General features: G+C 39.0%; 21 protein-coding genes. 3 read left to right on the top strand and 18 right to left on the bottom strand.

The genetic code is table 11. The features are described 5' to 3' along the window. Positions 1-57 precede the first annotated feature (57 nt). The 10 genes from flgL to B7E05_RS05775 form a co-directional block, all read right to left on the bottom strand. Entirely contained in the window at positions 58-939 is an 882-nt protein-coding gene (flgL, locus tag B7E05_RS05820) for a flagellar hook-associated protein FlgL (RefSeq protein WP_080873258.1), read from the bottom strand. A gap of 9 nt (positions 940-948) precedes the next feature. Next, positions 949-2,421 (bottom strand): flagellar hook-associated protein FlgK, encoded by a 1,473-nt coding sequence (flgK, locus tag B7E05_RS05815; RefSeq protein WP_080873256.1) that lies wholly within the window; start codon positions 2,419-2,421, stop codon positions 949-951. Positions 2,422-2,441: 20 nt separating this feature from the next. After that, positions 2,442-2,918 (bottom strand): flagellar protein FlgN, encoded by a 477-nt coding sequence (locus B7E05_RS05810; protein ID WP_245833234.1) that lies wholly within the window; start codon positions 2,916-2,918, stop codon positions 2,442-2,444. A gap of 32 nt (positions 2,919-2,950) precedes the next feature. Continuing rightward, on the bottom strand, positions 2,951-3,214 hold the full coding sequence (flgM, locus tag B7E05_RS05805; protein ID WP_080873252.1) for a flagellar biosynthesis anti-sigma factor FlgM: 264 nt from the start codon (positions 3,212-3,214) through the stop codon (positions 2,951-2,953). Between the two features lie 33 nt (positions 3,215-3,247). Then, positions 3,248-3,670 carry a TIGR03826 family flagellar region protein gene (locus B7E05_RS05800; RefSeq protein WP_080873251.1) on the bottom strand — a complete coding sequence of 141 codons (423 nt, stop codon included), beginning with the start codon at positions 3,668-3,670 and terminating at the stop codon, positions 3,248-3,250. Between the two features lie 294 nt (positions 3,671-3,964). After that, positions 3,965-4,642, bottom strand: a complete 678-nt coding sequence (locus tag B7E05_RS05795; protein ID WP_080873249.1) for a ComF family protein — start codon at positions 4,640-4,642, stop codon at positions 3,965-3,967. Continuing rightward, a complete protein-coding gene (locus B7E05_RS05790; RefSeq protein ID WP_080873248.1) occupies positions 4,639-6,048 on the bottom strand; it encodes an ATP-dependent helicase ComFA in 1,410 nt (469 codons plus the stop codon). Before B7E05_RS05790 ends, B7E05_RS05795 begins: the two co-directional genes overlap by 4 nt. 98 nt (positions 6,049-6,146) lie before the next feature. Continuing rightward, positions 6,147-6,992, bottom strand: a complete 846-nt coding sequence (locus tag B7E05_RS05785; protein ID WP_080873246.1) for a DegV family protein — start codon at positions 6,990-6,992, stop codon at positions 6,147-6,149. A gap of 273 nt (positions 6,993-7,265) precedes the next feature. Further along, positions 7,266-7,958 carry a response regulator gene (locus B7E05_RS05780; protein ID WP_080873245.1) on the bottom strand — a complete coding sequence of 231 codons (693 nt, stop codon included), beginning with the start codon at positions 7,956-7,958 and terminating at the stop codon, positions 7,266-7,268. A gap of 325 nt (positions 7,959-8,283) precedes the next feature. Continuing rightward, positions 8,284-9,417, bottom strand: a complete 1,134-nt coding sequence (locus tag B7E05_RS05775; RefSeq protein WP_080873243.1) for a sensor histidine kinase — start codon at positions 9,415-9,417, stop codon at positions 8,284-8,286. Between the two features lie 218 nt (positions 9,418-9,635). Between B7E05_RS05775 and B7E05_RS05770 the strand changes: the two genes are divergently transcribed. Further along, entirely contained in the window at positions 9,636-10,289 is a 654-nt protein-coding gene (locus tag B7E05_RS05770; protein WP_080873242.1) for a YigZ family protein, read from the top strand. A 48-nt stretch (positions 10,290-10,337) separates the two neighbouring features. Here B7E05_RS05770 and B7E05_RS22070 read toward each other — a convergent pair whose 3' ends face one another. Next, a complete protein-coding gene (locus B7E05_RS22070) occupies positions 10,338-10,484 on the bottom strand; it encodes a hypothetical protein (RefSeq protein WP_179134475.1) in 147 nt (48 codons plus the stop codon). A 309-nt stretch (positions 10,485-10,793) separates the two neighbouring features. Between B7E05_RS22070 and B7E05_RS05765 the strand changes: the two genes are divergently transcribed. Beyond that, the gene (locus tag B7E05_RS05765) at positions 10,794-11,756 is read left to right on the top strand and encodes an LCP family glycopolymer transferase (RefSeq protein WP_080873240.1); all 963 of its coding nucleotides are present in this window, start codon (positions 10,794-10,796) and stop codon (positions 11,754-11,756) included. 244 nt (positions 11,757-12,000) lie between these two features. Next, entirely contained in the window at positions 12,001-13,995 is a 1,995-nt protein-coding gene (locus B7E05_RS05760) for a penicillin-binding transpeptidase domain-containing protein (protein WP_080873238.1), read from the top strand. Between the two features lie 145 nt (positions 13,996-14,140). Here B7E05_RS05760 and B7E05_RS05755 read toward each other — a convergent pair whose 3' ends face one another. The 7 genes from B7E05_RS05755 to B7E05_RS05725 form a co-directional block, all read right to left on the bottom strand. Next, positions 14,141-14,593: an IDEAL domain-containing protein gene (locus B7E05_RS05755; RefSeq protein WP_080873237.1), complete on the bottom strand. Its 453-nt coding sequence runs from the start codon at positions 14,591-14,593 to the stop codon at positions 14,141-14,143. 190 nt (positions 14,594-14,783) lie between these two features. Continuing rightward, complete coding sequence (locus B7E05_RS05750) at positions 14,784-15,152, bottom strand: DUF779 domain-containing protein (RefSeq protein WP_080873235.1); 369 nt, start codon at positions 15,150-15,152, stop codon at positions 14,784-14,786. A 126-nt stretch (positions 15,153-15,278) separates the two neighbouring features. Beyond that, a complete protein-coding gene (exaC, locus tag B7E05_RS05745; RefSeq protein WP_080873234.1) occupies positions 15,279-16,799 on the bottom strand; it encodes an acetaldehyde dehydrogenase ExaC in 1,521 nt (506 codons plus the stop codon). Positions 16,800-17,082: 283 nt separating this feature from the next. Then, a complete protein-coding gene (locus tag B7E05_RS05740; protein ID WP_080873232.1) occupies positions 17,083-17,265 on the bottom strand; it encodes a cold-shock protein in 183 nt (60 codons plus the stop codon). A 379-nt stretch (positions 17,266-17,644) separates the two neighbouring features. Continuing rightward, on the bottom strand, positions 17,645-18,382 hold the full coding sequence (locus tag B7E05_RS05735; RefSeq protein WP_080873231.1) for a Cof-type HAD-IIB family hydrolase: 738 nt from the start codon (positions 18,380-18,382) through the stop codon (positions 17,645-17,647). A gap of 198 nt (positions 18,383-18,580) precedes the next feature. Then, complete coding sequence (locus tag B7E05_RS05730) at positions 18,581-19,069, bottom strand: chemotaxis protein CheW (protein WP_080873229.1); 489 nt, start codon at positions 19,067-19,069, stop codon at positions 18,581-18,583. A gap of 28 nt (positions 19,070-19,097) precedes the next feature. Continuing rightward, a complete protein-coding gene (locus B7E05_RS05725; RefSeq protein ID WP_080873228.1) occupies positions 19,098-21,188 on the bottom strand; it encodes a chemotaxis protein CheA in 2,091 nt (696 codons plus the stop codon). Between the last annotated feature and the right edge of the window lie 24 nt (positions 21,189-21,212).

Below are 21,212 nucleotides of genomic sequence, written 5' to 3'. Positions count from 1 at the left end.
TTCATGAGAAATACATCAAAGACGGCATATCCTTCCTTAGTCAGATACGTTTTGACATTAACGTAAAAAGTCAACCAAAGAAGGCTGAATGATTCGGGAGCCCGCTGAAAGCGCAGCCCGATGTAAACTTTCCTGCGTCATCAAATTCGTAATGGCTTCTGCAAAATCAACGTCCTCATTATCGGATAAAGTCTCTGTCGTTACGATTTTTTGATCGGCGAGACGATTTTCAACAAGCTCCAGACGATTCATACGAGCACCGATTTCTGCACGGGAATCAAGAACACCATTAATGGAAGTCTCCAACTCGCCAATACTGTCCTCTATATTTTCTTCCGCTTCCAGGTTATCGATGAATTTACCCACCGTATCAAATAGTTCGCCCGCTTCGCCAAAAACCGTTGACCCATTCATATTCGTTTTAACGTTGATGCCGCTTGAAACCTCAATCTGTACATCATCATCCGTAAAATCGGATGTCACTTCTCCATTCTCATCGATGGAAACTGGCGGCGTATCCGAGTTAGTGCCATTAAAAATATATTTCCCATTCACGTTTGTGTTCGCAATATCCACCAGATGCTCTTCTAATTGTTTTGCTTCTTCCACAATACTCTGGTATTCATCACTGCTATTCGTCCCGTTACTCGCCTTGACAGCCAGTTCTCTTAACCGCTGTACTGCGTTGTTTGCCTGGTCAATGGCTGCATCTGTATTATCCAGCCTGCTATTTGCTTCTGACGTATTGCGTTCAAATTGTTCAATTCTGGATAACTCAGAACGGTACGAAACACCTTTCATCGCAACCATCGGATCATCAGAAGGCTTGGATATCTTTTTTCCAGAGTACAACTGATCCATGTATTGATTCATTTGTGTACTGCTATTTGTCAAATTTCGTAATAAATTATTGGAAAGCATACTTTGAGTAACACGCATTTTTTTAACCTACCTTCCTACTAATCCCATTCGGTTGATAACGGTATCTATCAGCTCATCCATCGCTGTCATACCGCGAGCAGCAGCATTATAAGCATGCTGGAATTTAACCATATTCGTCATTTCTTCATCTAAGGATACAGCACTGATTGACTGGCGCTGGTTATTCACTTGATGCTGTAATGTTGCGGTACTATCCAGCATCGTGTTGGCATGGTTGGCATCCACACCAATCTCACCAATCATTGATTCCAGATAACCGTTCACAGACACATCGTCCAGTTCACCATTCGGGTTCGTGAAAATGTCAGCCAGCTCACTTGCTAAATCCCCGCTTCCTGCATTTCCATTAGACGATACAACAATATCCTGGGGATCTTCCAAAATAACTTCCATCGCTCCGGCAGCCCCTTTAGAATCTGCTAATTCGTTAAAGAACGGAACCTCTGTACCACCCTCCTGATGCACCTCATTAAAACTTTTACTAATCGCATAAGCAAGGTTATCCAGCTTCTCCAGCATTTCTGGAAAATCACCTTTTACTTCTCCGTCTTCAGCATAACCTGAAGTATGTACATAACTTTGAATCGTCCCCTGGGAAGATGTAATATCCATACCATTTACGGAGATGCTTTCAAATACGGTCATTCCATCTATTTTTGTATAAACCGGGTCGTCAATTTCATTGGTTTCTCCCGTTACACCGTTCACTAAAGTGGCCAACGCATTGCCTTCTTCATCTTTTACCTTTACCGTTGCGGTACCATCCCCTTGTTTTCCTTGAGGGATATGACTGTCGTCGTATTCCACTTCGATATTCACGATTCCTGACAAATCGTCTAACATATTATCGCGCTTATCATATAAGTCGTTCGCATTATATCCGTGCGTTTCAAGCTTTTTAATCTGCGTATTTATCTCATCCAGACCTTTGATCATATCATTTGCCTGATTAATCGTATTCTCTGTCTCTGTTTGTAAATCAGATCGAATATCATTCATGGAAGAAGACAGGTGATTAAACGTGTCTGCCAATGCACCGCCACTTTGCAGTACAACGGCTCGGGCACCATTCTGTTCTGGATTGGCAGCTGCTTCCTGCAGCGAACTCCAAAAATCGCTCGTGGCTGCTTCAATACCTGTATCACTCGGCTCATTTAATAAGTTTTCCATTCTTGATAACGCCTCTGATCGTTCAGACCAGTAACCTACCGATGCATTCTCCGCCCGGAATTGTGTATCTAAGAACTGATTACGGAGCCGCTGTACTGATCCAGCCTCAACTCCGGTTCCTACCTGCCCAGGCAGATTCGGACTATTCATTCCTGGTGTCGGATATGCATTCATTGCCTGCATATTAACCCGTTGTCTGGAATATCCAGGTGTGTTGGCGTTGGAGATATTATGTCCGGTTGTATATAGAGCACTTTGTTGTGTACTCAATGCTTGACGTGACATTTCTAATCCTCGGAACGTGCTCATTTCATTCTTCTCCCCTTTTTCTATGCTTTCGAATCAAACAAAGAACGGCCAGACATCTTTTCGGAAGAAGCCGCCCCATAATTCATCGATTGGATGGTTGGATTCACTAATTCCATCGAAAGCTGCACAAACTTCATGGATTCCTCCAATAAGGTCTTATTTAACTGTTCTTGTCTCTTCAATGCAGTAATGGTATCCGTTAATGCAACCGCAGCTTTTTCCAAGCTTTTCTGTTCTTCTCCATCTAACCGTTTCAGAATCTCTGTAATCGTTAATGTTTCTGCCGGATGAGACTGCTCTTCATTCCATGCTTCTGACATCTCTTGTCTTTTTTCCTCCTGCTTTTCCAGCTGGCGGATCAGGTTCCGTTCTTGTACAAGCAGGCCTTGAAATGCATCCAAATTATTATTTGTTAAAGCTTCTGTTTTTTGTTTCGATAACATCAGCAAATCTGTATGCGTAGCCGTTAAATCATTTATTGCGTGAATCAACTGCATGCTCACCCATTTTCCTCCTTTGACTGTATGCACTATTTACCAGTCCAAAAATCATGCATTTTCTGAGCAACCTTGTCATAGTTTATTTCATATTGGTTATTCTCAATCTTCTGCTTTATTTCATTTACATACGCAGCCCGTGCTTCATTTGGCTGACCCTGCTTCTGTAATTTCTTTGCTTCATTCGATATTTCAATACTATCTTTCTTGGAAGCTTCTGATTCCGCCGCTTGTTTATTGTTAAAAGCCTGTTTATATGGATTAAAATTTGTTGGATTTGGCCCATGTATTTTCATTTTCTGCACCCCTTCCAGTAATGTCCTGATATATTAATCTTTCTTCCATTCCCCTTTAGCATAATATGTTTTCTCTTTTGTTTCCTGGAACGTCTTCTCCTGTAAAGACTCTACGGCCTCATGCTGCATCAGATCTTCCTTTAATTGGGTTTGGCAATCGTCACATATATTCCCTTCTGTGATAGGATTCCCGCATCTTTCACAAGGATAAGATAAATTCGGAAATTGGGAAGGCTGAAGTCTGTTTTCGCGAATAAATTTATGGAGAAGGTGTTCATCTATGCCTGTTGCTGCTATAATCTGCCCCATCGTAGCAGCTCTGTTTTCCCGTTTTCTTAAATAGGTATATACCGTTTTAAAATCTTCTTCTTCTTTTTTATAACAAGCATTACATATTTCTCTAAATTGCTTTACAAACACACGATTACATCGTTCGCAGTTTGCCAGTTCTGCCATTGTTATGTCTCCTCTCCGCTTTTATCTTGCCAGGAAGGAATTTTCAATGTTCAGGCACTTATATCAATGAATATTTCTTCAAAAAAGCCTTAACCTAATTATATCATCGTCACTATTACCGTTTTTGTTAATAGTAAAAATGATTCATTTTACGGATGATTTTTCATTTTACCAGGGAGAATCGCCCGTAAATCTTTCGCTAAACGCAGTTTGATTTCAAATTTATTATAACAAATCACCACACTGTTTTGGGTATTCTCCTGCTTTTTAACGTTGTTCTTACACTGTTCAATCTTAACTTCTTGCTACGGTTAATACATAGACCGCCGGGCAACCATGAAGTTTTAACTGCTGTGCTGCCTGCCGTACGGTTGTCCCCGTTGTATAAACATCATCCACTATCAGCGCAGTCTGCTTCAATGGTTTGATGATAAAAAATGGATTATCTCTTTTTAACCGTTCTTTCCGATTATTGCTTGCCTGTTTCTCCCCGCTTCTCCTGCCTAAAACGTGGTTGATAGGACACGCCAGCATTTCTGCAAGTGCCAGTGATTGATTAAATCCCCTTTCCCGCATCCTGTTTTCACTTATCGGAATCGGTACAACAGCTATCTGTGGATACTTATCTGCAAATTGTTTCTTAAAGGCACTTTGGAGTTCTTTTCGAAAAATTTCTCTTAATACATAATCGCCTCTGTATTTCCATTGACGAATCATGTCACGTATTGCAGCGTTATAATTAAAAATGGAAAAATTCTTTTCAATATTATCTCCCAGTTCTCTCCATTGCTGACAATCCAAACATAATTTCCCATTCCACGCCCGGCTGCATCCTTCACATCGTTTCCCGGAAATGATTTCTAATGTATCCGCACAGGACGAACATAAGGCAGGCGGTTTTACCAACGTCAACCAATGCGACCAGGTCAATGGTTTCTCCAATGGTTCATAACAATATAGACAATGATTCACAGCTTTTTCCCCCTTTGATTCATATCCAGAATCATTTGTCTTGCTTTCTCCATAGCGTCTGTTTTTCCATCATGAAAAAAGGCGACCTCGCCGGATGGATCATCCGCACTTCTTCCGGCACGTCCGGCAATTTGAACCAGCGCTGCTTCATTAAATACGTCATGACCGGCATGCAATACCGCAACATCTACAGAAGGAAAAGTCACCCCTCTTTCCAATATCGTTGTAGTTATCAAGGCACGTAATTTCTTTTCCCGAAATTGATTGATTTTTGCTTCCCTGTCCTGATCGGCCGCAAAAACAACTTCTAATTCTTCAGAAGCAGAAATAACCTCTGTCTTGAGCAATAATTTGGAAATGACTTCTTTTAATTCTTTTGCCATCACAATTTCCGGGACAAAAATAAGCAATTGCCGTTTTGGGTTCTGTCTGCGGATAAGCCATGTTAAAAAAGTTTTTGGAAGTTTTTTATTCGTTAATTGATGAGAGAGAGTAAAAGCAAATTGATATGTGGGAACAGGTAAAGGATGTCCGTGGTATCGTAAAGGAACGAAAACGTATGGCAATTTTCCAAGCTTCATTTGCAGCTTGAAATTTTCACGCGGGGTTGCGGTGAGGTATAAAGTCGTTGCTTGTTTCTTAACAGCTTGTTTGGCGGCATGTATTAAACTTTTATCTACATAAAATGGGAAAGCATCCACCTCATCAATAATCAATAAATCAAATGCCTGATCATAACGCATTAGTTGATGCGTCGTGGCTAAAATGAGTTGTGCCTTGCCTGTCCGATGCTCACTTCCGCCATAAAGCGCTTCTGACGACACATTTTGGAAAGCTTTTTTTATTCTCGGATACAGTTCCCGAATCACATCAACACGCGGGGAAGCAAGAGCCACACGATCTCCACGCTTTAATGCTGCCGTCATCGCAGGGAATAACATCTCTGTTTTCCCAGACCCGCAAACTGCCCAGCATAAATAGGATGGAATTCGATTGTTAACAGCTTGCTCCAGACTAGCTGCTGCCCGACTCTGAGCTGTTGTTAGCTCTCCTTCCCAAGTTAAAGGGCTGGAATGCTCCGGCCAATCTGCTTCTGCACCATTCCAGATATATAACGGCTTACATTCACTTATTCTGCCCATTTGAATACAGTTTCGACAGTAGAAATGGTTTTTTTCACAGATACCACAGGGGTATTCCGAAAAATAAGACATGGCTGTATTACCACAACGGGTACATTTTAATAACCCATTCTTGTTTTCGATAGCAGGGATCGGGAGTACTTGTTTTGTAGAACAAAGAACGTGAAAGCATGCTTGAGGTACAGGGGCTTCTTCTGCTAATATCCGTTTACCGGATAAAGCTTGTGCCAGGAGTGCAGGGGACAACGGAATCTGTTTATCCATATTGTTTAACACCTCCGTAAAATGTGGGGAAATAGTTATTTGTTACATTGGAGGAGAACTTCATTCAGCGAACTTATTGCCTCTGAATGAAGTTTTCCTTATTTTTCATACCAGGCAACGCCAATAGCACCTTGTCCAAGATGTGTACCGATAACAGGTCCAAAATAACTGATAGACGTTTCTATTTCAGGATGTTTTTCTTGAAAGTCCGCTTTCAATTTTTCAGCATAGGGACGGTCATTGCCATGAATAAATACAACACGCAGTTCCTTTCCTGCGTTCACTTCTTCATCTAATAACCCAAGCATTCGGGATATCGCTTTTTTCTTCGTGCGGATTTTTTCAAAAGGAACGATAAGCTTGTTTTCAAAATGAAGGATAGGCTTGATTTGCAGTAAACTGCCTACTACAGCTTGCGCATTGGATAATCTTCCGCCTTTTTGTAAATTCGTTAAGTCGTCTACCATAAAGTAGGCACGGACTGTTTTTTTCATTTCGTCCATTCTCGCAAGAATATCTTCCGGGGAGACCGCTGCGTTCTGAGCCATTGCCGCTGCTTCCAGTGTATAAAAACCTTGTATCATACAGCTCATTTCCGAATCATAGGCATAGACATCAATTCCTTCGACCATTTCTCCGGCACTGACCATGGTCTGGTATGTACCGCTGATGCCGCTTGATAAATGAACCGAAATCACTGCATCATAGTCTTCCGCCAACTCTTCCAATTTTTCCGTGATCTCACCGAGAGATGGCTGGGAGGTACTTGGCAGTTCTTTTTCTTGAGCGAGCTTTTGATAAAATGCTTCTGTGGTAATATCCAATTCTTCACGATAAGATGCATCTTGAAAATTGACGCTCAAAGGAACCATATGAATATGGTATTTTTCACGTTCTTCGGGCGTAATATATGCTGTACTATCTGTCATAACAGCAATCTTCATAGACAATAACTCCTTTTTATTCTGATACAATGCTATTTTATTTCTGTTTATCTGTTTATGAAATAGATTACTTGACATTATTCTACACGAAACACCAGTAAAAATCGAATGATTTTTCAAGGGCTGTGAGCATATTATTCCTCTTGCCTTATTTTATATTTATTTACTGTTTTCCCGGCAACAAACGCGTTTTTCATCTCCTCCTCATCGCTAAAGAAGATAACGAAAAACAACGCCCTGACGAAATAAATCAGGACGTTGTTTGCTTATATATTAAATCACTTCTACCCAGCCTTTTCGAATCGCATGCACAACAGCTTGGGTACGATCATTTACATTCATTTTTTGAAGAATATTACTTACATGGTTTTTGACTGTTTTTTCACTAATATAAAGAGATTCTGCTACAGCACGGTTACTGTTTCCTTCTGCTAGTAGCTGAAGCACTTGACATTCACGTCTTGTTAATAGATGGAGCGGTTTGCGATGTTCTACATTTCTATTCGCCAGATTGGAACTATTTTCCCGTGCCAGACGGCGGTACTCCTTCACTAAATTATGAGTGATACGCGGATGTAAGTAAGAACCGCCTTCGCTTACTACTTTAATTGCCTCGACAAGTGCCTCTGCATCCATCTCTTTTAGCAGATAACCTTGTGCTCCTGTTTTTAATGCGTGCGTTACATAATTTTCATCGTCATGGATAGACAGGATGATGATTTTTGTGTTTGGAAATTGTCTCAGCAAATCCGCAGTTGCTTGTACCCCATTTATTTTAGGCATATTAATGTCCATTAATACAACATCCGGATTATTTTCTCTTACAATATCAGCTGCATCCGTTCCGTCATCAGCTTCCGCAACGACATGAAAAGCAGGTTCAAACTCTAAAATCCGCTTAACACCCTCCCGAAATAATTTATGGTCATCAATTAATACAATATTTACTTCTTTTTGTGCGTCCATATATAAATCTCCTTTTCTACTGAATGATACTAATTGAACGGTGATATTTTTAATCATTAATAGATAGATTATTTTTTTCTAATAAAGTAAGTCTATTATAGTATACCTCACTATCATTGTCTCATTTCAGCTCAATCTATTTATTTCAGACTGATTACTTATTTCACGGATGAGGACGGCGGTATGAAAGAGCCAAGACAGTCTGTTTTCTACAAAAAGACTCTGTTACATAGCAGGAAAATATAAGAAAAACGACGAATTCGCTAAAGAACGGACAAATACCAATTTTCTCATATAGTTCCTCTTTCTCATTATATACGTAACTTTACGAATATGGAACATTTATCGTAACTGTTGTCCCTTTTCCTTCCCCTGTAGTGATATCTAATTTACCTTCAAGCATGTCGACCCGTTCTTTCATCCCTATTAATCCAAAAGAATTATCATTTTTTTCGTCCGGATAAAACCCTTTTCCATTATCGGCTATAATTAAGATGATTCTATCTTTTAAAATTTCCAGCTTGATTTTGACTTCTGTTGCTTCACTATGTTTGATAACATTCTGTGATGCCTCTTGCATAAGCCGGAATAAAGCAACTTCGTATTTCGAATCCAATCTTTTTTCTTCCCCAAATACGATAAAATCCACATGCACGTCATGATATTCTGTTAATCTGTCTGCATATTTCCGGATTGTCGGGATAAGTCCTAAGTCATCCAAGGCCATTGGGCGCAGATCGTAGATAATCCTCCGAACTTCCCGTAAGGAAGAGCGAACATTTTCCCGTAAGGATTTAATTTCTTTAGAGACCTCTTCCGGAGTACCTTTTTTTATAACATGATCAAGTATATCGGAACGTAATAAGACATTAGCCAACATCTGAGCTGGTCCATCATGAATTTCCCGTGAAAGTTTTTTTCTTTCGTCTTCTTGTGCTTCAATGATTTTCAGACCAAATGCTTGCTTTTCTTTCGCATCTTCAATCATTTCATTAACTACTTTCATATCATCTTTCATAAAGCTGAAGATAACTGTCATTTTCGCTACAAGGTCTTCTCCGCGTTCCAATACATGGGCAAGATTTGTCAGCCTGATTTCGATTTCATCACGACGCTGCCTCAAAAGTCTTTCTTCCTCACGCATAATGAATAATTTTGTTTGAAGCTCGTTTGTTTTTTCATAAACCTTGCGTGCTTCGTCTTCTGAGTATTCCTTAAAGTCCTTGTTTACCAATGCAAGCTGTTGGCGATAAGCTTTTACTTCCTTCTCTAATTTATCCCCTTTTTGAATATGCTCTTTCACTTTCTTTTTGGTTGATTCTAATTCCCCAGAAAGATATTCATATTCTTTTCTGCTTTCTTCCGTTATTTCAAAAACTTCATCCTTACTTTGATCTATCATGTTCAGTACATTATCCACAATTTGATCTATCGCTTCACTGCTTAAACTTTTTGACATCAGAAATCTCACCAACCTATGTTATAATTATTCGTAACTTTCCTTTGTTTTATAAGGTTATATTCAAATTAATTTCACTAAAATCGCTTGTTCTCTTCTAAGCTTCATTCTATGTCTTTCGAATCACGGATAAAAAAGCACAGAAATAAATGCAAGACATTCAGACGATACGCCTATATACGAATCAAAATGACGCTTTCAATGAGGTGAAAATAATTATGCTTTCCACTTATTATACCGTAAATCATCAAGGAACAGATGAAATTACTATTCAAAAATCGCGTTTTATCGCACACATTAAACGGGTTGAATCAGAAGAAGAAGCCCAGGAATTTGTTCAATCTATTAAGAAAAAGCATCGGGATGCGACACATAACTGTTCTGCATACATCATCGGTGAAACAGACCATATTCAAAAAGCAAATGATGATGGGGAACCGAGCGGAACTGCAGGCGTTCCGATGTTAGAAGTGTTAAAGAAAAAAGGACTGAAAGATACCGCTGTTGTCGTGACCAGGTATTTCGGGGGAATTAAACTTGGCGCCGGGGGACTTATCCGTGCTTATGGATCCGCAACTACACAAGGTATTCAAACCACTGGTATTGTTCGGAGAGAACGAATGCAAGGAATATCCGTAACGGTAGCATATTCGTTACTCGGTAAAATGGAAAATGAAATCCGCCAGCAATCCCGATATATTTTAGAAGATATTCAATATCTGGAGAATGTCGCTTTTATTATCTATGTTAAAACAGAGGAAACGGATGCTTTCCAAAATTGGATAACTGATATGACAAGTGCACAGGCAGAAATGGAATTGCTTGATCAAAAATATGTCGAAATAGAAGTGGATGACACCCCATCTGCTTAGAAAAAAAGCTCTGCCGGATGTTTTTCAGCATCCGGCAGAGCTTTTGCTTTAATAACTTTTCTTTATACTCGTGTTTAGGGATAATTCCTTAATAAGTAACTGAATGATTTCATCCATCGAATTCACTTTTTGACTCTCCGTATCATGAATGACTCTTTTTAAAATCTTTTGATATTGCTCTTGCTCTCTGCCCATTCATCTACCGCCTTTAAATATATTTTCTTAAATACCTGTTCAAAGTCGTAAATCATTACGCTGCCAAGCAGAATATGTAATATCGTTCTCTAAGTTGAACACTCTCATTAATCGTCATTCTATAAAAAAATATACAACTTGTCTACTTTTTTCGCTAAATTTTTGGTTTGAAATCGAAATCAATAGATTAAATATTTGTTTTTAGCATAGACGATTAACCTAAATTTCGATATAATCTATTACAGATTTATTTTTCCTGACAATTAGTAAAAATTTGTTTAAATTAGGGATAGAATTGAGGAGAATATATTGGTATCTAGAGTAGATAGTAGAAATCGTAAAAGAAAGAAATGGCCATTTATTGTTGGTGGAATCATTTTGTTTTTCATTTTAGTCATTGGCGGTGGAGCTTTCTTTATTTGGAACCAGATTGGCAATGTTGTAGAATCGATGCATAGCCCGTTAGACAGAGATAATGATCCTGAACGGCAAGATCAGATTAATCGGATCTATAATGATTCAGATGCAGTGAACATGCTGCTTCTGGGAGTAGATGAACGTGATGGAGATGTTGGGCGTTCGGATACGATGATCTTACTTTCATTAAATCCAAAAACAGACTCCATGCTTATGTTAAGTATCCCGCGTGATACATATGTGAACATTCCGGACCGGGGCATGGATAAAATTAACCATGCATACGCATTTGGTGAATCTGCTGAAACGGGAGGCGGTACCGAATTATCGGTAGAGACCGTAGAGGATACTTTTGATGTACCAATTCATTCTTACGTACGTGTGAATATGGAAGGTTTCCAGCAAGGTATTGATGCCTTAGGCGGCGTTAACGTCGAAAATAGTACAGCTTTTTCGCAAGATGGGCATGATTTCAATGAAGGAAACGTCAATTTAAATGGGGAAGAAGCTCTATCCTACATTCGCATGCGAAAAGAAGATAGCCGCGGCGATATGGGAAGAAATGAACGTCAACGTGATGTGATTGTTGCTGCAATGGATGAAGCAGCAAGTTTTTCAAGTATTACGAAAGCAAGTAATATCCTGGACATCTTAGGAAATAACGTCCAGACTGATTTAGACATGAAACGATTACAAAGTTTATTTAAAGACTACAGTGGAACAAGAAATAATGTAGAAACAATGGAAATCGACGGAGACGGTCAAACAATCAGCGGAGTCTGGTATTATGTTGTACCAGATGATGAAATCAATCGTATCCACACGACCATTACCGAACATATGGAACAGGAATAGAGCGGCTGTGCTGAAGAACTTTCATACCTATTGAAAGTTCTTCAGGTAATGTGATAGCTGATTCCAAAAGGAAACAAAACGTCACCTGGTTATTACAGCGTGGCGTTTTTCTCACAATCTCTTATTTTCCTGATTGAGAATCTATATTTTTAAAAGTTTATGACTTTCTAGTCATTGTTCTTTATATAAACCAGAACGTGGTATACTTTTACGTAAACAGATATTTTTTAATGGGGGTTAGAAAATGTGGAAAAAAAGTTTATGGCTTATTCTTTTTATCACCCTATTAGCCGGGTGCTCTGAAGAACAAACCGACCCGACCGATACGTTAAATCAATACGCAGATGCCGTAGAAGAAGGAGATTATGAATCGCTGTATAATCTATTCTCCCAAGAAGCGAAGGATACATATGCAGAAGAAGATTCCGCTTTACGATTAGAGAAATTATATGATGATATTTCTGCCTCCGATATTGAAATGCATGTACAAGCATTAGAAGAGAGAGAAATCGCCAATGCATATGACGATGGCGTAGCAACGATTCCTTTCACTGTTAACATGAACACCGTAGCCGGTGAAATATCATTTGATTATCAAGCTGAACTGAGTCTAGTTGAAAAAGAAGACGAAGAAGACAGTTGGCTAATTAATTGGGATTCTGGTTTTATTTTCCCTGATTTGGCAGATGGCGGAGAAATTCAAATTGCTACTAATCAACCCGTTAGAGGGGAAATTCTTGATAAAAACCAAATGCCGCTTGCCATTAATGATGAAGTATATGAATTTGGAGTAATTCCGAGTGAATTAGGAGATGATGAAGCAGCTCTTGAGGAACTCGGCCGTTTACTTGGAATGTCTGTCGATTCTATCCAATACGATTTGGAAGCAGAATGGGTGGAAGACGATTTATTTGTACCATTAAAGACCATTCTCCCGGATGATTCGGATACCGTCCAGGAATTAAACGCAATTGATGGCGTATCCTACCGGGAAAAGGAAGGCAGAATTTATCCGGAAGGCGAGATAGCAGCTCAATTAGTAGGTTATCTCCGTTCAGTGAACGCAGAGGATTTGGAAGAACTGGATACAACCGAATACGATGCTTCTGACAACATTGGTGCACGCGGATTAGAAAGCCTGTTTGAAGAAGAACTCCGCGGTAAAAAAGGAGCTACGATTGAAGTTACCAAAGACGGAGAAGAAAATGTAGTCTTAGCAGAAAAAGAAGCAGAAGACGGTGAAAATGTTACAGTCACCATTGATATTAATATTCAGGATAAGGTTTTTCAAGGTTTTGATGAAGAACCCGGGAATGCTGCTGTCATTGATCCAAAATCAGGAGAAACATTGGCTTTAGTAAGCAGTCCGTCATTTGATCCAAACGATATTCTTTATGGAACCTCTTCCAACTTTTGGAGTGATATGGAAGAAGATGAATTACAGCCAATGCAAAATCGCTTTTCTTCCACTTTTGCACCAGGTTCGGTCATTAAACCAATTACCGGAGCAATCGGGCTGCAAAACGGTACGATTGATTACGATGAAGGCATCGAAATTGATGGACTGGAATGGGAAGATTACAATGTAACACGCGTATCCACTTCCGATGAACCCGTCGATTTAGATGATGCTTTAATACGTTCAGATAATATCTATTTCGCAATGAAGGCAGTCGAAATGGGCGGAGATGCTTTTGCAGAAGGATTGGAAGCATTCGGAGTTGGAGAAGAATTTCCATATACGTATCCAGTTTCCGATTCTACCATTTCCAATTCCGGGGATTTAGACGACGACTATTTACTGGCACACACAAGCTATGGACAAGGTGAAATTCAAATGAGCGCCCTGCACTTGGCAACCGCATATTCCACCTTTGTAAACAGTGGCGATATGATTCAGCCAACACTATTATCAGAGGAAGAAACAGGTCAATTTTGGAAAGAAGACTTAGTTACCGAAGAACAAGCAGACCAAATACAAGATTCTCTTCGGAAAGTAGTAACAGAAGGTACTGGTGAAGCAGCTGATGAAGCAGATTTTCCTATTTCCGGTAAAACGGGAACAGCAGAATTAAAACTGACTGATGAAGATAGCGGTGATGAGAATAGCTGGTTTGTTGGTTACCCAACGGATGACCAAGATCTAATGCTTGCCATTATGGTAGAAGGAACCAAGAATAATGACCGCAGTTCTGGCGTTGAAAAAGGGACAGATATTCTAATGGATATAGAGGATTAGGACATTAAGAGAGGATGGTGTATGGAGAAATACACCATCCTCTCTTCTTATTCCATTCTGAAGTAGACAAAAAAGCTATCTGGCAACAATACTTCTTTGCCAAACAGCTATGTCGGGACGCTTATAAACATATAAGCCATTTATATTATTTATGTTTCAAGGTATTTGTTAATTCTAAAAACGTTTCTTTATCTTCATTATCAATCGCTTTATCAATGAGTCGTTTTACATTTTCATCCTCTAATTCAGATACCAGTTGATCCAAAGCTCTTTGCTGATCTGAAACAACCTCTGTATCTTCAGGTAAATAATAGGATTCAGCTATACGGTGAAGCATTTCTAAAAAGCCGGGAACCGAAACCAATTGTGACATGGAAATAGTCAATACTTCTTTCTCTTTTTGAAATGCGAAAACATCCTCGGTATTTTCAATTTTCTTCGTTTTGCGGTTAATACGGACTTCTGTAGATTTAACAGGGATAAATTGATATATATTCTTATTCATAATAATTGAGAAATACTGATACGCTAAAATAATCCGTATATACTTTTCCTCGGTCTTTACATAATAAGGTTTTAACATTTTTACAGTAACCATCTTATTATCCCCCCTTATTCAATATACACATCTAAATTTTCAGTTAATTTATTCTATCCGATTTTTTTGAAAAAATCAAGTACATTTTATTTTTTAACGTGTGGTAACGAAAAGCAGCTGGCAAAAAACTCCAGTTCCACTTTCGTTGTTTATGATGCAAACAGGAAAGTGCGATACTTCCCTGTCTGCATCATGAAGACCTTGCGTGTAATGCTTCTGTCTCTTCCTCTGTAAATACTCTGGAACGTGTTAAAAATCTTTTTCCTTCAGGTCCTTCCAATGAAAACATGCCGCCTCTTCCATTGACAACATCAATAATAAGCTGGGTGTGTTTCCAATATTCAAATTGATCTTTGGAAATATAAAACGGGATATCTCCCTGCAGATTCCCCAATAAAATATCGGAATCACCAGTTTTCAATTCTCCAAGCGGATAGCACATTGGTGAACTCCCGTCACAACAACCTCCTGATTGATGGAACATAAGCGGACCATGGATATCCTTTAATTTTGTCATCAAATCCTGGGCACCCTGTGTCGCAACCACTCTGTCTACCATGGAAAATACCTCCTTATTAAAATCAATGGAGAACGTTTGCTAACTTAGCGCATCACGGCAGGCATATGTGTAATCTATGCCTGCCATCACTACAGATGCACATTCTCATCCATTTTCAGTATTATACTAGAATAAGCCGTCTGGACTTTCACTATAGCTGACGAGCAAGTTTTTTGTCTGCTGATAATGATCCAGCATCATTAAATGGTTTTCTCTGCCGATTCCTGACTTTTTATAGCCTCCAAACGCAGCATGTGCCGGATATTGATGATAACAATTTGTCCATACACGTCCAGCCTGAATGCCACGCCCAAAACGATAGGCTGTATTCATATCGCGTGTCCAGATACCGGAACCTAATCCATAAAGCGTATCATTCGCAATTTCCAATGCCTCTTCTTTATCTTTAAATGTAGTTACGGCTAATACTGGGCCAAAAATCTCTTCCTGGAAAATACGCATCTTATTATTTCCTTTGAAAATCGTTGGCTGGACATAATATCCGGAGGCCAGTTCGCCGTCAAGCTCATTCACCTCACCGCCAACAAGAATCTCAGCACCTTCCTGCTTACCAATATCGAGATAAGATTTAATTTTTTCAAATTGTTCTTCCGAAGCCTGTGCCCCCATCATGGTCTCTGTATCCAGCGGGTGTCCAATTTTAATTTGTTTGACACGTTCAATTGCTTTTTCCATAAAGCGATCATAAATTGATTCGTGGACAAGTGCCCGGGAAGGACATGTGCAAACTTCTCCCTGGTTCAAAGCAAACATAACCATTCCTTCAATTGCTTTATCAACAAAGCTGTCATCCTTATCCAAAATATCCTCAAAGAATATATTAGGCGACTTTCCACCCAGTTCCAGTGTTACCGGAATAATATTTTCAGACGCATACTGCATAATCAGACGTCCTGTTGTCGTTTCTCCAGTAAAGGCAATTTTTGCAATACGACTATTCGTTGCAAGTGGTTTTCCGGCTTCTACACCAAAGCCATTTACAATATTTAAGACACCATCCGGCAATAAGTCCTTTATTAAATCAAGCAGAACATGAATGGACGCCGGCGTCTGTTCAGCAGGCTTCAACACAACACAGTTTCCGGCAGCTAACGCCGGTGCCAGTTTCCAAGTTGCCATGAGTATCGGGAAGTTCCATGGAATAATTTGGCCAACAACTCCTAAAGGTTCATGGAAATGATAAGCAACCGTATCATTATCAATTTGGCTTAACGTTCCTTCTTGCGCACGAATCGTACCTGCAAAATAACGGAAATGGTCAATTGCCAACGGAATATCTGCTGCCAATGTCTCACGGACTGCTTTTCCATTCTCCCAGCTCTCCGCTACTGCCAATTTTTCCAGATTTTCTTCCATACGATCAGCAATACGGTGTAAAATAAGCGCACGTTCGGCAACAGAAGTTTCTCCCCAGGCATCTTTTGCTTCATATGCTGCATCAATTGCCGCGTCAACATCTTCTTTTGTGGAACGGGCCAACTCGCAAAACACTTCCCCTGTAATCGGGGTTGTATTTTCAAAGTAGTTTCCCTTTACCGGCGGCTGATATTTCCCGCCAATGTAATTATCATAACGCTTTTCATAATTTACAATAGCACCTTCTGTATTTGGATTAGCATATCTCATTCAAATTCCTCCTTTAGTGTAAGCGATTACAATTTAGTGGTAGTATTCATTTGTTTGTTACTATAAGTATAGCAAATTATATTTCACTTTTACAATAATTTCAACTATTTTATTTTTAATCAGCAAAAAGCCCCTGCACCAATCAATGCAGGGGCTTTTTCACAGCATAAGCGCCTTCCCTTCTTTTATTATAAACGAGCGCTAGATCTCCTGATTAACACAGGTGAAAAATGCTGCTTCCCTTCATCCTGCGTCTGATCCTACTAAATAATAGAGATACTATTTACTTCAATTCCGGAATTACGCGAACTTCTTTTGTCATTTCAGATTGACATAAAGGGCAGCTCGGTTCATCTTCAAAACTAAATGATTCTCTCATCCATCCTTGACAATCTTCTTGCGTACATGACCATACATTCGTTTCAACTTCTTGTACTGGTTCTTTTGGTCCGCGAGAAAAAGACATTATAGCATCTCCCTTCCTTATAGAGAATGTTTCAAAACCCGTTAAAACGGACTCTGACAACACACCCTTATATACAGTATACGCTAATTAATGAAAGAGTGAAACTTTTAAGCATAACAACTTTTCGAAATCTTTTCAATGATAATATCTTTGTCAGGTTCTTTTTTCCGTTGGCATCTTCTTATAGCTTGTACCATTTTCCTATTCTGTATACTGTCCTTCTTTCAAAATTAAAATGCTCTTCTTTTTTATTTTATGCACCCTTTTTTCATTTATGCTTCATTCCTAAAAAACCGGACAGTATTACTATAATACTGTCCGATTTCCCTCTTTCATTTATATACCACGTAACCTTTTGAATTGTCTCTTGACAGATTCATTATTTTAAAGCAAATTTTTCAATAGCTTTCCCGACACCATCTTCTATATTGCTGAATGTGACAGCGTTAGCTGCTTCTTTTATGACATCTTGCGCATTTCCCATTGCGACACCTACGCCGACTTTTTGAATCATTTTCATATCATTCAGACTGTCGCCAACTGCCATGATTTCCTCCATTGAAATACCAGTACGCTCACATAGAAAATCTAATGCGTTTGCTTTACTTACACCTTTTGGATTAATTTCAATATTTGTAGGTAAGGAATTCGTTAATTCCAGCTCCTCCCATTCCATTAATCTTTCCTGTACTTCTCGCAGTTTTTCCGGATTTTCCGAAGCACATCCAAATTTTAACCATTGATAATCATGGATGTTTACAATTTCATCCTCTTGAAATACTTTTTCAGTAGAAATCATCCAACGACGTACGCCCTTTTCTTTTGTAATTTGATTTAAGTCTTCTACAATATTAGCAGAAAGCAGTTTTCTTTGCAGTAACTCTTTTTCCATCGTCCATACTTCCCCGCCATTAGCTGTGATCAAAAAAGTCTGTAAGTTTAAGTCTTGCGCATATGGATAACATGTGTCCATTCCCCGTCCCGTACTTAAGACTACTTGGATGCCTTGATTTAACGCTTCTTGGATTGCTGCTTTATTGCGTTTGGATATCTCGAGGGCCGGGTTTAGTAATGTCCCATCCATATCCAAAGCAATTAGTTTAATAGGTTTTGTCATTTATGCCATTCCTCATTTCTCTATTGTCTGATTTAAGTATAATGGAAATCCTCCTGTTTTGGCTATGGAAATATTCATTTCTGTGTATAACAGTTATTTCTACAAATTATTCTATAATATTTCCCAGGAAATACTCCTATTCTTATTTTCATTTAATAAAAACACTTAATCAGAAATACTTGATTAAGTGTTTTTAAATTAATTTTCTATGGATTGCTCCGGGTTATCTATTTCTTCTATTATTTCTTTGAGTTGATTTCTTTCGGTAAACTGGATAATCTGTTCTAAGTCTAATAATAAGATTAGTTCCTTGTCTATGGTTGCTACACCTAATAAAAAGGTATCTTTTATTTCCCCTACCAGCTTCGGTGCAGATTTAATGAATGAAGCGGGTATATCCTTCACTTCTGTTGCCTGATCAACGACCATACCAATTTGCATCTCATCCACTTGCACCACAAGCGTTCTTGTCTGATCGGTTATTTCGACAGTACCAAGATCCAACCTTTCACGTAAATCGATAATCGGCGTCATCATCCCGCGCATTTCCGTGACCCCTTTTAGAAAATCAGGTGTACGGGGAACCTTCGTCAAAGATAAAGCCCGTTCTATGGAAACAATTTGCTGCACATGAACTGCAAAGGTTTGTTCTTTTAATCTAAATATTATATGTTTATCTGTATCCATTCATTTTCCCCTTTCCTGGACATTCCATTTACTCCATTAATGCATTGGGATCAATAATAAGAGCTACCTCTCCATCACCTAAAATCGTCGCCCCTGAAACGATAAAGACTTCTCCTAGATAATTCCCAAGCGATTTTAATACTACTTCCTGCTGTCCGATTAATTCATCAACAACCAGCCCTAACAACTTATCTCCTTTTTTAATAATAACAGTAGAGTAACGATCTGCTTGTGAATGGTAATCTGGAACCTTCAGCACTTTTCCTAAAAACAAGACAGGTATGATTTTACCACGATAATCAATCACATCAGCACCTTGCGCATACATAATCTTCTCTTTCGGCAGTATAACCGTCTCTAAAATAGAAGTTAACGGAATGGCGAATGTTTCCTTCTGAACATGCACAAGCATCGTTGTAATAATCGATAATGTTAATGGGAGCTGGATGGAAAAAATGCTTCCTTTTCCGGATGTTGTGGTAACAGAAATTTTACCGCCTAAAGCCTCTATCTTATTTTTAACAACATCTAATCCGACACCGCGTCCGGAAACATCGGAAATGGTATCTGCTGTACTGAAACCCGAGCTCATAATTAATGCAGCAACTTGATCATCTGTCAATTCTTTCGCTTCTTGCGCTGTAATAATATGATTTTCAATTGCTTTTTCCGACACCTTTTCACGGTTAATTCCAGCCCCGTCATCTTCAATTTCCACAAACACATGATTTCCACTGTGGTAAGCATGTAATGTCAGTTTGCCTTCTTCCGGCTTATTATTTGCTAACCGTTTCTCCGGACTTTCAATACCATGGTCACAAGAATTACGAATCAAATGAACAAGCGGATCGCCAATTTCATCAATGACAGTACGGTCTACTTCTGTATCTGCTCCTTTTATTTCCAGATTAATTTTTTTATTTAAATCTTTGGCCAGCTGACGAATCATTCGCGGAAAACGATTGAAAACCTGCTCAATCGGCACCATCCGCATAGCAAGAATCAATGACTGCATATCCGAACTCACTCTGCTTAAGTGTTCGACGGTTTCTCTTAAATCATTATTATCTATCGAGGAAACAAGTACCTCTAAGCGACTTCTATCTATAACAACCTCTTCAAATAAATTTAACAGATTATCAATTTTATCGAGATTAACCCGGATATTTTTAGAAGTTGCTTTTTTCCCGTTAGTGGATGCTGAATCCTTTTTCTTTGATGTATCTGTCTTTGTTTCATCTTTCTTCACCGGGACTTCTGTTGCCTTTTCACTGACCGGCTTTTTATCCGTTTGCGCTTGTTCGGCTTCCACTGTTTTTTCCTTTTTCTCGGCTTGAGGATGAAGCATTTTATCATCTATTTCCATAACATGTGCTTCCACCGCTTCGACTTCGGACACATTTTTTATCGCTTTTATCAAATCATCCGGCGTCTGGTCTGTTAAAAATAGAAGGGTAAATCCAGAATCAAAGGTCCCTTCTTCTATTTCCTCAACTGTCGGGAACGTACGGATAATTTCTCCCAGGTCTTCTAATACTTCAAAAACCATAAATGCTCTGGCACCCTTCAGAATACATCCCGTTTCAAAAGTTACTGTGACCTCAAAAGGAATCATTCCTTGCTCTTTTGCCTGCTGAATAACAGTAAACTGAAATTCATCTAAATCGGAAGTTTTAAAATGCATTCCTTCATTTTCGGACTCTTCCCCTGTTGTAGTAACACCTGGAGAAGACATACTTTCTCCTTTTTCAATGGCTTCCAGCTTTTTCACATGTTCGCTGACATCTTTTTTACCGTCGCCCCCGTTACGTATAGAATCAACCATATCTTCCAAATCATCAATTGCCAGAAATAAAATATCTATGATTTCCGTATCCGTAACTAATTCTTCATTCCGAATCAAATCCAGCACATTTTCCATTTTATGGGTTAACGATGCAATGTCATCATACCCCATTGTAGCTGCCATTCCCTTTAGCGTATGTGCAGAGCGAAATATCTCATGTACATACTCCAAATTAGAAGTATCTTCTTCTAATTTCAATATATTATCATTAATTGATTGTAAATGTTCTTGGCTTTCATCTAAGAAAATATCCAAATATTGTTGCGTGTCCATAAGATTTCCCCTCTATTCTATCTA

The organism is Oceanobacillus timonensis, assembly GCF_900166635.1.
Classification (GTDB): domain Bacteria; phylum Bacillota; class Bacilli; order Bacillales; family Amphibacillaceae; genus Oceanobacillus; species Oceanobacillus timonensis.
This window is presented reverse-complemented; position numbering and strand designations above follow the sequence as displayed.